Genomic DNA, 14,039 nt, shown 5'->3' with positions numbered 1-14,039 from the left:
CGAACAGGAGCGTTGACTAATGATTCACTTAAACTGGAAAGAACGTGAAACAGTAAAAATGATTGAATGCATCCATACCGATGCTAAAAAATTCGTCGTAAATAATAAACTGACACCAGGAGAACGATACCATGTCAAAAATGAAACCGATGAATTTTACTTTATTATCGATAACAGCGGACGAATCGGTGGATTTTACAAGGATTATTTCAAGGAGATATAAGCCGACTGCACATGACATTAGCTTATAAAAATAACAGGCACTATTCTGCCTGTTATTTTTAAATTAACTGGAATGATAGGAAAAACTTCGGAATTCTCTATAAGAAGAGGAGAGAACGGTGTTTTTCATTACTTACTACATATATAAATTTGCAAGCATGATCCCCAGTGTTTCCTGATAGATTTCCTCAAACTGGCTAAACGGCAACGGATTGACACCTGTACCCAGTTCGACAGTAAATCCGGGTCTTCTAAATTCTTTTATGAACCAGTCTTTGAAACCGGCATAACTATCAATATAACGAACAGGGCGATATCCGCTTACACGACTGTATTCACTGACTATTTCCTGTGCTGCAGGCGGTTCGAGACCCTCATAGCCCCAGTAAATAACTTCACCTTGCGTATGCAAAGCATTGACTCGCCAAAAGTTTCGTGTATTAGCTAACTTTGCCATGGCAAGCGCTTCTGGTTCCGACAATGGATGTGGTCCCGGATAATCTCTCGGCTGAGGTGAATTGGGCTTTCGGGCTGCTTCGACGTCCCATCGTGCAGGATATTGGTTATTCAAATCAACCCCGGCAATATTCGCCTTCCAATTTGAGAAATCCGGATTTTGATTATTTAAGGCCAATACCTCATCACGGTAAGGGCCAGCTGCAGAAGCGCCATTAAGAACAAGATTCACACCATCGGGGTTGGCCATAGGAACTACGGATAAATTCGTGTTTAAAATAAGAGGGTATACTTGCATTCCTCTTATCGGAAGTCTATTCGTCAATGCTCGTGCATACTCATTTAAAAACCGCATAATGACAGGGGTTGTAATCCATTCGTTAGCATGAAATGACCCATTCAAATGAACCTGTTTACTTCCATTTCCAATCTGCAGTTCGATTAAATCTTTTCCCATAACGGAACGGCCTATTATCTGTTGTTTGATAAATGGATAAACGGTAGTCAGCTGCTTGATGTCACGTACCATTTGATCAAATGTATAATGATTAAAATCCGTTAATAGTAATTGATTGACACGTTGCGGGATGGTGATATGTTGTCCGACTTGTAAATTAACAGGATCAATTAAAGGATTAGCCAATTGGAGCATATCGACTGGTAAATTCTGTTCCATGGCGATGTTCCAAAACGAATCATTCCTACATATTTGCCTGCTAGTTGCAATATAGCCGGGTATTTGCACTGTTTCACCTATAGTTAAATGATACGGATTGGACGACAGATTCGATTGTTCGATCAAGACAAGCGGGATATCAAACAATTCACTGTAATACCAAAACGAGTCATTAGACCGAATGATGACCTCCATAAAAAACCTCTCCCTTTGATAATTCCAATAGTAAATAATATGTATAAAAGCCCAGGAATGTGTTTCAATGCTTGAACTTGCCGACAAAGTTCTGTAATATTATTTGTATAGTTTATTGATTTCGTCCAATCTAAAGGAGGAGTAACGTTGGCATTTATCATAACATCACCTTGCATAAATGAAAAATCAGGGGAATGTGTGGAAGTTTGCCCTGTTGATTGTATAGAAGAAGGCAAAGACATGTTCTATATTGATCCTGATATTTGCATCGATTGTGGAGCATGTGAGGCGGTATGTCCGGTTGAAGCTATTTATATGGAAGATGAAGTGCCGGAAGAGGAAAATAAATATATAGAATTAAACCGCCAATTTTTTGAGAACCGTTAAAGCAGAAATTCAAATTAGACAAAAACCGCTGGAATCAGCGGTTTTTATTTTATACTCATGATCGGGCAATAAAACTAAACTTTCACTTTATAGAAAAGTCATCATAACCTTTTTCATTCTCATTTAGATTAACTTCCATATTCTCCACCCGAATAAACGGGCTGAACCCTTTTTCTAACGCTCGCAAATATGCATGAACCCGCTGTTCATCACCTTCAACTTCCAGCTCAACTGTACCGTCTGCTTTGTTTTGAACCCATCCGGTCAACTGATAATTTTTAGCCTGCTGCTGAGCCGAATATCTGAATCCTACTCCTTGAACGCGTCCACTAACGGTAACTTGGGCTAACATCTTTATCGTCTCCTTTTCATCTTGTCTACTAATATATAGACGCATCGTTCATTTTCAAACGTCATTTTCTTGCATATCAAAACCTGCACCTATTGTCAATAGAAAAATATCGACAATACTGTTGCTATGTTTTTGTGATGATTGTCACATTTTGGTGGAGATTTGTCGTGTCAGATTTGTTTGCACGCTAACCAACGTGATATGCTGAAAAACACGGAATTAAATTCCGGAAAACAGAGATAAGCTGGTGGAAGTTGTTAGATGGCAAGGGCTAGCCGACTTAATCTAGTAATCTCTTCATTATTATTAAAGCATAGGAGTGAATCGTATTGTCAGGTCCAGCTTTAAAACGTATCGACAGCCATTCTGCTATTCATGAAGCAACATTGAATGAGGCGATAGAGCTGACGAAAATGCTCGAAAAACTTGTCGATAACAGTCAAGAAGAAAAAGCAATGGAATTATCATATGTGCTTCTTGAACAATGGGAAACAAGAACCCTCGCTCACGCCGAAGCAGAAGAAGAAGGTTTATATAAAGATCTCGTTGAAGATAATCCGGAGTTAAAGGATGACATTGTTGCGCTGACACGTGATCACGATTTACTGCGGCTTCTAGTCGCTGAAGTCAAACAGTTACTGCCGGAACACGGCGTAAACAGTGATGTCGTACAACGATTTCATTCATTGATTATCGTTGATCAACTGCATAATCAAAAAGAGATGGAAGTGCTCCCGGATCACTGATCCAACTTATTCACTCAGGAGGTGAAACATCTTGCATCCCGAACAAACTGCATCCAGTAAAAAACGGACACTACGCATTATTCTTCCGGAACTATACAACTTTATAACAACAAAATTGGAAGAACTTTACAATATCCACCCATACGATATCCAAGTTTATGCTGTGAAAGAAGCGTCCGGGTACAAACTGTTCCTTTATTACGGGGATGGATATGCTCATCAGAAATCCCAATCATTTACAGACGAGGCCTTGCAAAACTTTGATACGGAACTGTTGGAATTCATTGAAAGCGTTGGGGAATCATGCAAAGAAGTGATGATTGCCGATTATTACCGGATGATGAAACCGTAATAGGAAAGGATGACTAAACATGTTCATGTTTGAAGATGAAGCAAATAATGTTGAGGATCGAGAGGATTTAATAGCGATTTTGAAGATGCGATTTGGTGAAATTCCACCAAAAGTCATCGAGACCATTTATGACATAAAAGATTACAATACATTGGAACGCTTAATACTTGTTGCTTCAAACGTTCCAAGCTTAAAGATTTTCCTGGAAGAAATGGAGGCAGGCAGTGGTAGTTTCAAAATTCTAGGGGAGCGATTTAACCCAATTGAAGCGACACAGGACGGTGAAGCAAATGAAAAAGAATAAAAATAAACTATTTGAAAGTTTAAGACATATTAAAGCGGGAAATCGAATTAATGATGGCTGGACGGAAGAGAGCACCCGTCCGCGTGATTCAGAAGATATATATCGGAGACGCTGGCAACATGATAAAGTTGTCCGGTCAACACATGGCGTCAACTGCACCGGCTCATGCAGCTGGAAAATCTATGTGAAAGACGGTATCATCACGTCCGAAACCCAGCAGACAGACTATCCGAGTACCGGCGATGATTTTCCGGAATACGAACCGCGCGGCTGTCCAAGAGGGGCCAGCTTTTCATGGTACACATACAGCCCGATACGCGTGAAATATCCATATGTGCGCAGTGATTTGTTTGCACTTTGGAAAGAAGAGCGTGAAGCAGGTTTTGACCCTGTGGAAGCATGGCAGAACATTGTCAGTACACCTGAGAAACGTGCCCAATATGTCCAAGCGCGTGGAAGAGGCGGTTTTGTTCGTGCGACATGGCGGGACATGAGTGAGATGATTGCCAGTGCTTCTATCCATGCTATTAAAAAATATGGGCCGGACCGTGTGGCAGGATTTAGTCCAATACCGGCTATGTCGATGGTCAGTTATTCTGCTGGTACACGTTTTCTTTCGTTAATCGGTGGTACCATTCTAAGCTTTTATGACTGGTATGCCGACTTACCACCGGCTTCTCCGCAAGTATGGGGGGAACAAACAGACGTTCCGGAAAGTGCTGACTGGTTCAATTCCAAATACTTTATCATTTGGGGAACCAATCTACCGCAAACGCGGACACCGGATGCCCACTTTATGGTAGAAGCGAGATATAACGGAACCAAAGTTGTCGGTGTCAGCCCGGACTATGCGGAATATGAGAAATTTGCCGATATTTGGCTCCCGGCACGCGCCGGTACGGATGCTGCCCTGGCAATGGCTATGACACATGTTATTTTAAAAGAGTTTTATGTCGATAAAGAGACACCTTACTTTACCGATTACGCTAAAAAGTTTACCGACTTGCCTTACCTAGTAACCTTGAATGAACAGAATGGGGAATATCGCAGTGATCGTTTTCTTCGCGCATCCGATTTGAATGATGAACACGAACTCGGCGAATGGAAAACACTTGTGTGGGATGCTGTAGCTAATACACTGGAAGCTCCAAATGGCAGTATGGGCTTTCGCTGGGATGGCGGAAGTAATTGGAATCTCCAGCTTGATAAAAACGATGGTAGTTTCATAGACCCAGAGCTAAGTTTCATTAATCGCTATGATGATACGGTCACAGTAAGTTTCCCTTATTTCGCGGAAAAAGAAGGGGACATTGTTAAACGCGGTGTACCTGTAAGAGAAATACAGGATGTTAACGGGAACCGTGTAAAAGTAACAACCGTTTATGATTTGATGATGGCGCACACTGGCATTGACCGTGGTCTACCGGGTGACTACCCATCTAATTATGATGATCCAAAACCATATACTCCGGCTTGGCAGGAGTCAATTACAGGTGTTAATAAAAATCATGTCATCAAAGTGGCGCGTGAGTTCGCTGACAATGCTGAACGGACAAAAGGGAAGTCGATGATTGCTATGGGTGGCGGAACAAACCATTGGTATCACAGTGATCAGATTTATCGTGCCATTTTGAACCTGGTACTTCTGACAGGCTCACAAGGTGTCAATGGCGGCGGCTGGGCCCATTACGTCGGACAGGAAAAAGTACGCCCACAGGAAGGCTGGCAGCAAGTTGCCTTTGCCGGTGACTGGCAGAAACCACCGCGTCACCAAAATGGTACATCCTATTTTTATTTCATCACCGACCAGTTCCGTTATGAAAGCCTGCCGGATGATGCTGAAAAGACGGATTGGGGAGGTAAGTATAATGACATGCACCCAGCAGATCTGAACGCACTGGCTGCAAGACTTGGATGGTTACCTTCCTTTCCGCAGTTTTCACAAAACTCTATTGATCTGGTTAAAGAAAGCCGTGATCGAGGGGCGCAAACGGAACAAGAGATTATTGATGATATCGTTAGCCAAATAAAAGACAACGAAATAGATTGGGCGATTGAGCATCCTGACGACCCAAGAAACTTCCCGCGGGTGTTTTTCAACTGGCGTTCCAATTTGCTTGGAGACAGCGGAAAAGGACACGAGTTTTTTGTTAAACATCTAGTCGGGGGTGACAACCAGGTAATGGCGGAACCGGAAAACTCATGGCAGCCGGAAACCGTCAATACGGATGGGGAAGCACCTACGGGTAAAGCGGATCTTCTTGTTAGTGTCGATTTTCGTATGACAAGTTCCGGACTGTTTTCTGATATCGTTCTACCTGCCGCGACATGGTATGAAAAGAATGATATTAGCAGTACAGACATGCATCCGTTCGTTCACCCGTTCAATGCAGCTATTTCACCGCCATGGGAAGCAAAAAGCGACTGGAATACATTCAGGGAAATTAGCAAAGTGTTTTCAGAACTAGCCGAAAAACATCTCCCAGCAACGGAAGATTTGGTTGCTTCACCGCTTGGTCACGATTCACCCGGTGAAATCGCACAAGCAATGGGGAAAGTAAAAGACTGGCGTAAAGGCGAAACCGAAGCTATTCCTGGAAAAACGATGCCAAACTTTAAAGTGGTCGAACGTGACTATCCAAATGTTTATCAAAAAATGACAACAGTTGGCCCGCTAATAAAAAATGGTTACGGTGGCAAGGGCGTTACCATCCCTGGTGAGGAAGTTTACGAGGAATTAGGCGGACGTCTCGGCAAATCGAAACGTGAAGGCATCGGGAAAGGCAATCCGGATTTATATACGGACGAACAGGCCATTAATGCCATTCTATTGATGTCCGGCGCTACAAATGGTAAACGGGCAGTCGCCGGATGGAAGTCACTCGAAACCAAAACCGGGCAAAAGCTTGAAGATATTGCAAAACCGCGTGCAGAAGAGGATCATACATTACGTGATTTAACCATTCAGCCGCGACAAGCAATTTCAACGCCAGTCTGGAGCGGTTTGGAGAAAGACCATCGACGGTACTCACCGTTTACAGTAAATGTGGAATACAACATCCCATGGAGAACACTGACAGGAAGACAGAGCTTCTATCTTGATCATGAAATGATGCTTGATTACGGTGAAGGACTGCCACTGTATTTGCCTCCATTAAGACATGGACCATTCCTCAAAAAGGAGGAAGGTGTGGAAGAAAATGAAAACAAATCGATTACGGTAAGGTATTTGACACCACACCAAAAATGGGGCATCCATACGATGTTTACGGATACAACCAATATGTCGACGTTGTTCAGAGGCTGGCAGACTATCTGGATGAATGAGGATGACGCAGCATCTATCGGGCTTAAAGATAATGACTTTGTCGAAGTTTATAACCGGAATGGCGCCATCGCAGCAAGGGTAGTCGTCACATACCGGATACCAAAAGGAATGGCGTATATGTACCATGCACAGGATCGAACAATGGGTGTTCCTGCCACCTCCATGAACAAAAAACGTGGTGGAACCCATAACAGTGTCACAAGAATCACGCCAAAAGGAACACACATGATTGGTGGTTACTCGCAGTTAAGCTATGGGTTTAACTATTACGGGCCAACTGGGCATCAGCGGGATACCATAGCCGTCATCAGAGCATTGAAGGAGGTAGATTGGCTTGAGAATTAAAGCACAGGTAGCGATGGTCATGCACTTGGATAAATGTATCGGCTGCCACACTTGTTCCGTAACCTGTAAGAATACGTGGACAAACCGGCCTGGAACAGAATATATGTGGTTCAATAACGTGGAGACCCGTCCGGGGACCGGCTATCCTAAGCGTTGGGAAGATACGGAACGCTTTAAAGGTGGCTGGGTTTTGAAAAATGGTAAACTGCAGTTAAAAGCAGGTGGACCTATTTCTAAGCTGATGAACATTTTTTACAACCCGGACATGGCTAGTATGGAAGACTATTATGAACCTTGGACATACGATTATCAGCACCTAATTAACAGCCCAAAAAGCGAAAATCTTCCAGTGGCACGTCCGCAATCAATGATCACAGGAGAGTATATTGATAAACCGGAATGGGGGCCCAACTGGGATGATGACCTGGCAGGTGGAACCGAGTCCGTTTCTCAGGATCCGACTGTTGAAAAGTTACAGGAACACATATCCACAGAATATGAAAAAACATTTATGATGTATCTGCCAAGAATTTGTGAGCATTGCCTGAATCCATCATGTGTGGCATCCTGCCCATCCGGTGCCTTATATAAACGTGATGAAGATGGCATTGTTCTAGTGGACCAGGAAGCGTGCCGCGGCTGGCGCTTCTGTATGAGTGGGTGTCCATATCACAAAGTTTATTACAATTGGAATACCCACAAAGCTGAAAAGTGTAATTTCTGCTATCCGCGGACAGAAGCGGGACTTCCAACCATTTGCTCAGAAACGTGCGTCGGAAAAATCCGCTACATCGGTGTTGTTCTGTATGACGCAGATAGAGTGAAGGAAGCAGCATCAGTGGAGGACCCGCAGGATTTATATGAATCCCAATTGTCCGTATTTCTTGATCCATTTGATCCTGAAGTCATTGAAGAGGCAAGGAAGTCAGGTATCAACGACGAATGGATTGAAGGTGCACAAAATTCACCGGTTTATAAAATGGCAATGAAATGGAAAATTGCGCTACCATTGCATCCGGAATACCGGACAATGCCTATGGTCTGGTACGTGCCGCCGCTTAGCCCAATCATGAATCACCTTACAAATGAGGACGATTTAAACACGGACGGATATATTCCAGCCGTTGACCAAATGCGAATCCCTATGCAGTATCTAGCATCGATTCTCGCCGCCGGGGATACGAAAGTTATTCGGAAAGTACTGCTGAAATTAACGGCTATGCGGGTATACATGCGTGGAAAAACAGTCGGTGGTGTCGATTCATTCAGACAGAGTGAGCTGCTGAAAGAAGCTGAAACGGATCCGGAAGAAATAGAGGATATGGCACGGCTTTTGGGTATTGCCAAATACAACGAGCGATTTGTTATTCCAACCGGACGTAGGGAAATGGATGATGATTTGTATTATGAGCAAGGCGCCTGCAGCTTAGAGGATTTGGCACCGCCGGAGGGTCTTACAACATACGCCTCCGGAAGAAAAACTGCACCGGAACAAATGGTTACATTTACATCCGGAGGTAAAAAATAATGGAACAGCAAGAACGCACCTTTCTCATTGTCGGCGCCCGTCTGCTAGCATACCCGGAGGAAACATTCCTTGATGAGCTTGAGGACATAAAGGATGAGATTAAGACTAACAACATTTCACCTGACAAGCAGCAAAAAATGATCGATGCTTTACAAGCATTTAATCATTATACAATCAAGGAGTTACAGACAAAATACGTATCGACATTTGACCTTCGAGCAAAAAATGGGTTGTATCTAACAGCCCATGAGCTCGGGGATAGTAATAAACGAGGTGCCGCACTGATTAAATTACAAAATATAATTAATCAGGCGGGCTACGAACGGATAGACGAAGATTTATCGGATTATATTCCGATGCTTCTGGAATTCTTGGCTGTCGCACCTGACAGCAGTGATAATGAGCGGCTGATTAGGCGTCTGGGGATTGCCATCTATCGTATAATGAGCAACCTGCCAGAAGAAAACCCGTACCGACAGTTTCTGCAATTATTAATGGATGCCGTTTTTGCAGAGCCGACAAAACAGGAAATGGAAAAGCTGGAATATGAACGAGAAGAAGCCGATTTGGAAGAACTACCATTTCCGATTATGTATGGGTAAGAACAAAGGCGTCAGCGTCCTTGCAGGCTAAAACCGTCACGTCCTGTGCGTTCAAGCCGGACGTGGCTTATCTTGCAAGTAATTATTATATCGCTAAATTTGAACATACTATCCGCGAGAAATAGACTTTCACGGGTAGCGTTACAACAAAAGGAGGGTTATCGTGTGAGTGAAATTTTCTGGTGGGTCATCTTCCCATATGCTACATTAGTTATCATGATCGTTGGTTTATTATATCGCTTTGCATTTCGGCAATTAACCTGGGCTGCACCATCTACTGAATTTTTTGAAAAGAAGTGGCTTCGATTTGGATCACCATTATTTCACTGGGGGATTATTTTTGCGTTCTTCGGTCACATCATGGGAATTGTCGTCCCAATGGAATTTTACGAGGTGATTGGGGTATCGGACCATTTGTATCATATGGGTGCTGTGTACGGCGGATCGTTAGCAGGCATCATGACTGTTGCTGGTTTAATCATTCTTTTAATCCGTAAAATAGTTATTGATCCCGTGAGAGTCCATGCAACATTTGCAGATTTTTATTCTGTCATTGCACTTGTGATTGTTGCAGGTATTGGAACCTATATGACTGTTTTTGGAAATTATACACCTGAGGAATTTGACTATCGATCAGCAATCGGACCATGGTTTAGAAGCCTATTTGTTCTGGACCCAAAATATCAATTAATGACCAACATACCGTTCATTTTTAAGCTGCATACACTAACGGCTTTTGGACTTTTTGCTTCTATTCCATTTACACGGCTCGTTCATTTTTACAGTATACCACTGACATATCCGAAAAGGGCACCACAGCAATATCGCTCAAGAGCACAATATCAAAGGAAAAGTAGCTAATGCTGCAAAAAAGAACAGATGGAAAATACACCATCAGTTCTTTTTTGCTTTTAATGAGTGACCGTTATTTATAGCAACGTAAATACAAAAGAACCTTTAAATAAAGTTGATTTGGAGCAGCAGTCATAAGAGATGACTGCTTTTTAACAATGAGTGAACTTTTTCACAAGTTGAAACAAATAATGAAACGCCGAGGCCGAGATTGATCAGCGATATGGCGTAACAACAACATAACAATCCAAGATTAAAACACGGTAATGGACTGGATTATCGGAACAGGAGCTTTCAAATACATTGACGAACGGCAAGGATTAGCAAACCATAAAATTGGCGTATTCAATCCTCATAATATATATAACATATATAACTTGGTTTATTCTAAGCGCGAGTTTTTGTCTCATCTCACTATCACAAGTATACTTCATTATGAGATGAGGCAAATGTCCTTTTGCAATCACTTCCTATAATATATATTATGTAAACTAGAATAAAAATATTTTGGGAAGCTAAATTGTTAGCTTCCCCCCTACTTTTAATATTAGTTGTCAGCCTGATTATCAATTTAATATATATAATAAACACTTTATTCGCTATTTCTCACTCATATTAAAAGACAAGACCCGATCGTTTTTGGGGTTGTAAAGAACTGCACCCTGAACCGTGAAGCGGTCTTGCGAAGATTGCAAAACATATTCATATGTTTCTTTCGTTTGTTCTGGTGAGATTTGCGTTTTATCAATGAAATTATATTCATCTACTCTATACAATGGATAGGCTGTTTTTGCAATATCCATTAAGTATTTTCCCCATTTTTTCTGTGTGAAGTCATGTACAGGTGTTATTTTAACATTCATAATCCCTTGCTGCAGATTTACTCCCAGTGCTTCAAAGGCTTTTCGGTGCAAATTAATTTGGTTTTGAGAATATCCTGGCGTTTCATCAACAACTGTCACCAAAATTTCTCTGCTAGTAGCTGGATTTCGTACTTTCAGCATTTGCCCGCATTGATATAAAGAATTCGTTCCGACCGCAACAGTCATGTATTGATTGGTGGACCACGGTATTCCACATTTGGTAACTGCTCCACCTTCTGTCCACGTAGCCTGCCCGTTTATTGTCTGTTGTCTGTAATGTTCTTCAAAAAATTGGGAATCAACGTTATTCATGTTAGCGTTAGCGGGAAAACCATACTGATACGGGGCAAAATTCGCTGCTGAGGGATAATAATGATTTTGACGATACATGTTTTTTCCTCCTGTCAGAAGTGAACTCTTTGTTACTGTATGCGCCAAAAACAGGTCCGTGACGAATCCTTTCACTTGAAAAACTTATATTATATTGATAATTACTTCCGTCTTAATCTTGTTCCAAATAATAAGCGGAGGGGGCACCCCCCCACTCATTATGGTCCCACTACTATTCATTAAACAAATTCATACTTAAATAGCGTTCCCCAGTGTCAGGTGCCATGCATAAAACATTTTTCCCTTTTCCAAGCAGTTTGGCAGTTTTTATAGCGGCTATAACCGCCGCTGCACCCGACAAACCAGTAAATATCCCTTCTTTCCGTGGAAGCATTTTAAACATGTCAACAGTTTCTTCATCACCAACCTGGATGATTTTGTCGTAAATTCCTGTATTCAAAATCTCAGGCACAAATCCTGGACTGGTTCCCACTAACTTGTGTTTACCTGGTTCACCGCCTGACAATACTGGAGATCCTTCAGGTTCAGCGACAGCGATGTGTAAATCAGGTAGTTTTTCCTTCAATACTTCACCTGTACCGGTAATTGTTCCGCCGGTACCCGCAGTAGCAACAAATGCATCCAACTGTCCATCCATCTGCTCGTATATTTCCAGCGCTGTTGTTGAGCGATGAATGTCAGGATTTGCGCTATTTTCAAATTGCTGAGGGATGAAGCTGTTTGAAATCTCCTGCTGCAGTTCTTTGGCTTTTTTAATTGCACCGGGCATTTTCTCGTCACTTGGGGTCAAAACCACCTTTGCTCCGAACGCCCGCAAAATGTTCCGCCGCTCTTGTGTGCTGTTATCAGGCATTACTAAAATAGCATGGTACCCTTTCGCTGCAGCATTCATCGCAAGGCCAATCCCGGTGTTTCCGCTCGTCGGTTCAATGATGGTATCACCTGGTTGGATGCGTCCTTCATCCTCCGCTTTTTTAATCATACTATACGCTGCACGGTCTTTCACGCTTTTGCTTGGGTTAAATGATTCCAGTTTTATAAAAACAGAAGCTGCATCGTCCGGAACAATGTGATTCAACCGGACAACTGGAGTTTCCCCAATGAGTGCTGTCATATTTTGTACTGTTTTCATAAATAAGCCAACCTTTCTATGTTAAGCTTTTCCCTTTATTATAAAACATTTCCATGTCCTTTGCCGGAACGAGCGAACCACCTGTCGCCCATGCAATATGGGTAGCATGTTTATCGTCTGTCACTTGACTAGTATACGGCCATACCCGCTGTGGGCCAACCAATCCAGCGGTTGCAGACGGCTCAAGATAAACGTCCTCGCTATCCGCCAGCGTGGCCAACAAGCGGTATAACGTATGATCCTCCATCGTATAAATACCACTAATTAACTGATCACTTATGGCGGTAGCAAATCGGGATGGCCGACCTACTGCGAGTCCATCCGCTTCCGTTCTATTATCGATGCCAAAATCCTACACACTGACTTCATCCATCTTCCCGGTTACTAGTCCGATAAGTACCGATGGCGAATGGACTGGTTCGGCGAAAAAGCAATGGACATGATCGCCAAATACTTTTTTCAGTCCGAATGTAATTCCACCGGGCGAACCACCAACACCACACGGAAGATAGACATATAACGGATGATCACCATTAACTGTTATGTTCCTTTGCTTCAGTTGTTTCTTTAAACGTAATGCAGCGACACTGTATCCGAGAAATAAGTGCCGGGAATCCTCATCATCGACAAAATAACCGTTAGGATTGGCGTTGGTTTTATCTCTACCGGTAGCAATCGCTCCACTGACGTCACCGGAGAATTCAAGTACATTAGCCCCCTTTTCCCGCAGTAAATCTTTTTTCCATTGTTTTGCATCGGCTGACATATATACATATACATTAAACCCAAGTTTAGCACTTATGATACCAATACCCAAACCGAGATTGCCAGTTGAGCCAACACCAATAGAATACTGACCGAAAAAGTTTTTAAACCTTTCCTCTGAAAATACAGCATAATCATCATTATCACGTAGCATTCCGGCTTGTTTAGCGATTGTCTCTGCATGTTTCAGCACCTCGTAAATGCCGCCCCTTGCTTTAATGGACCCTGCGATTGGTAGTTTGTGATCACATTTTAAATAAAAGTCACCCGGTATTTCAGGGAACAATTGATTCTTAAAACTGTTTATTTCTTTTAGAGGTGATTCGATTATACCGTTCGTTTCGCTTGTATCGGGAAATTCGTTAGCTAAAAATGGCGCAAAACGTTTCCACAGCGACTCTGCTTCTTCAATGTCTTCCATCGTTAACGAAAGATTCTGCTTCTCCATTTTTTTACGTCCTGGATTTGTCCAAAATACAGGTTGCAAATCCATCACATCTTTCAGAATGGGATAGGTGTTACGCCATTCTTTGATTTGCTCGTCAGAATATACCATTTATACACCCCACATTTATTCAGTCTT

At 42.5% G+C, this 14,039-nt stretch carries 13 protein-coding genes and 1 pseudogene; 9 read left to right on the top strand and 5 right to left on the bottom strand.

Annotation, left to right across the window (positions count from 1 at the left end; translation table 11 throughout):
* The first annotated feature begins 19 nt into the window (after positions 1-19).
* Positions 20-223, top strand: coding sequence for a DUF6501 family protein (locus FFL34_RS17460; protein WP_138604581.1), 204 nt, complete (start codon positions 20-22; stop codon positions 221-223).
* Between the two features lie 135 nt (positions 224-358).
* Here the strand turns inward: FFL34_RS17460 and FFL34_RS17455 are convergent, their stop codons facing one another.
* Positions 359-1,549: a M14 family metallopeptidase gene (locus FFL34_RS17455; protein WP_138604580.1), complete on the bottom strand. Its 1,191-nt coding sequence runs from the start codon at positions 1,547-1,549 to the stop codon at positions 359-361.
* Positions 1,550-1,696: 147 nt separating this feature from the next.
* On the opposite strand from FFL34_RS17455, the gene FFL34_RS17450 reads away from it, so the two are divergent.
* Entirely contained in the window at positions 1,697-1,936 is a 240-nt protein-coding gene (locus FFL34_RS17450; protein WP_138604579.1) for a 4Fe-4S dicluster domain-containing protein, read from the top strand.
* 82 nt (positions 1,937-2,018) lie between these two features.
* Here FFL34_RS17450 and FFL34_RS17445 read toward each other — a convergent pair whose 3' ends face one another.
* Positions 2,019-2,288, bottom strand: coding sequence for an acylphosphatase (locus FFL34_RS17445; protein WP_138604578.1), 270 nt, complete (start codon positions 2,286-2,288; stop codon positions 2,019-2,021).
* Positions 2,289-2,617: 329 nt separating this feature from the next.
* Between FFL34_RS17445 and FFL34_RS17440 the strand changes: the two genes are divergently transcribed.
* From FFL34_RS17440 to narI, 7 genes are all read left to right on the top strand, one after another.
* Positions 2,618-3,034 (top strand): hemerythrin domain-containing protein, encoded by a 417-nt coding sequence (locus FFL34_RS17440; protein ID WP_138604577.1) that lies wholly within the window; start codon positions 2,618-2,620, stop codon positions 3,032-3,034.
* A 31-nt stretch (positions 3,035-3,065) separates the two neighbouring features.
* A complete protein-coding gene (locus FFL34_RS17435) occupies positions 3,066-3,386 on the top strand; it encodes a hypothetical protein (protein WP_138604576.1) in 321 nt (106 codons plus the stop codon).
* Positions 3,387-3,405: 19 nt separating this feature from the next.
* Complete coding sequence (locus tag FFL34_RS17430) at positions 3,406-3,690, top strand: hypothetical protein (RefSeq protein WP_138604575.1); 285 nt, start codon at positions 3,406-3,408, stop codon at positions 3,688-3,690.
* Positions 3,677-7,363 carry a nitrate reductase subunit alpha gene (locus FFL34_RS17425; RefSeq protein WP_138604574.1) on the top strand — a complete coding sequence of 1,229 codons (3,687 nt, stop codon included), beginning with the start codon at positions 3,677-3,679 and terminating at the stop codon, positions 7,361-7,363. Before FFL34_RS17430 ends, FFL34_RS17425 begins: the two co-directional genes overlap by 14 nt.
* Complete coding sequence (gene narH, locus FFL34_RS17420) at positions 7,353-8,891, top strand: nitrate reductase subunit beta (RefSeq protein WP_234031538.1); 1,539 nt, start codon at positions 7,353-7,355, stop codon at positions 8,889-8,891. The genes FFL34_RS17425 and narH overlap by 11 nt, the downstream gene beginning before the upstream one ends.
* Positions 8,891-9,493 carry a nitrate reductase molybdenum cofactor assembly chaperone gene (gene narJ, locus FFL34_RS17415; protein WP_138604573.1) on the top strand — a complete coding sequence of 201 codons (603 nt, stop codon included), beginning with the start codon at positions 8,891-8,893 and terminating at the stop codon, positions 9,491-9,493. Before narH ends, narJ begins: the two co-directional genes overlap by 1 nt.
* 165 nt (positions 9,494-9,658) lie before the next feature.
* Positions 9,659-10,354 (top strand): respiratory nitrate reductase subunit gamma, encoded by a 696-nt coding sequence (narI, locus tag FFL34_RS17410; protein ID WP_138604572.1) that lies wholly within the window; start codon positions 9,659-9,661, stop codon positions 10,352-10,354.
* Between the two features lie 590 nt (positions 10,355-10,944).
* Here the strand turns inward: narI and FFL34_RS17405 are convergent.
* The 3 genes and pseudogenes from FFL34_RS17405 to FFL34_RS17395 all read right to left on the bottom strand — a co-directional run bounded on the left by FFL34_RS17405 (position 10,945) and on the right by FFL34_RS17395 (position 14,012).
* The gene (locus FFL34_RS17405) at positions 10,945-11,598 is read right to left on the bottom strand and encodes a DUF3889 domain-containing protein (RefSeq protein WP_234031537.1); all 654 of its coding nucleotides are present in this window, start codon (positions 11,596-11,598) and stop codon (positions 10,945-10,947) included.
* A 172-nt stretch (positions 11,599-11,770) separates the two neighbouring features.
* Positions 11,771-12,691 (bottom strand): cysteine synthase A, encoded by a 921-nt coding sequence (cysK, locus tag FFL34_RS17400; RefSeq protein ID WP_138604571.1) that lies wholly within the window; start codon positions 12,689-12,691, stop codon positions 11,771-11,773.
* A gap of 16 nt (positions 12,692-12,707) precedes the next feature.
* A pseudogene (locus tag FFL34_RS17395) lies at positions 12,708-14,012 on the bottom strand (D-serine ammonia-lyase).
* Positions 14,013-14,039 lie beyond the last annotated feature (27 nt).

Source organism: Lentibacillus cibarius (assembly GCF_005887555.1).
GTDB classification, from domain to species: domain Bacteria; phylum Bacillota; class Bacilli; order Bacillales; family Amphibacillaceae; genus Lentibacillus; species Lentibacillus cibarius.
This window is presented reverse-complemented; position numbering and strand designations above follow the sequence as displayed.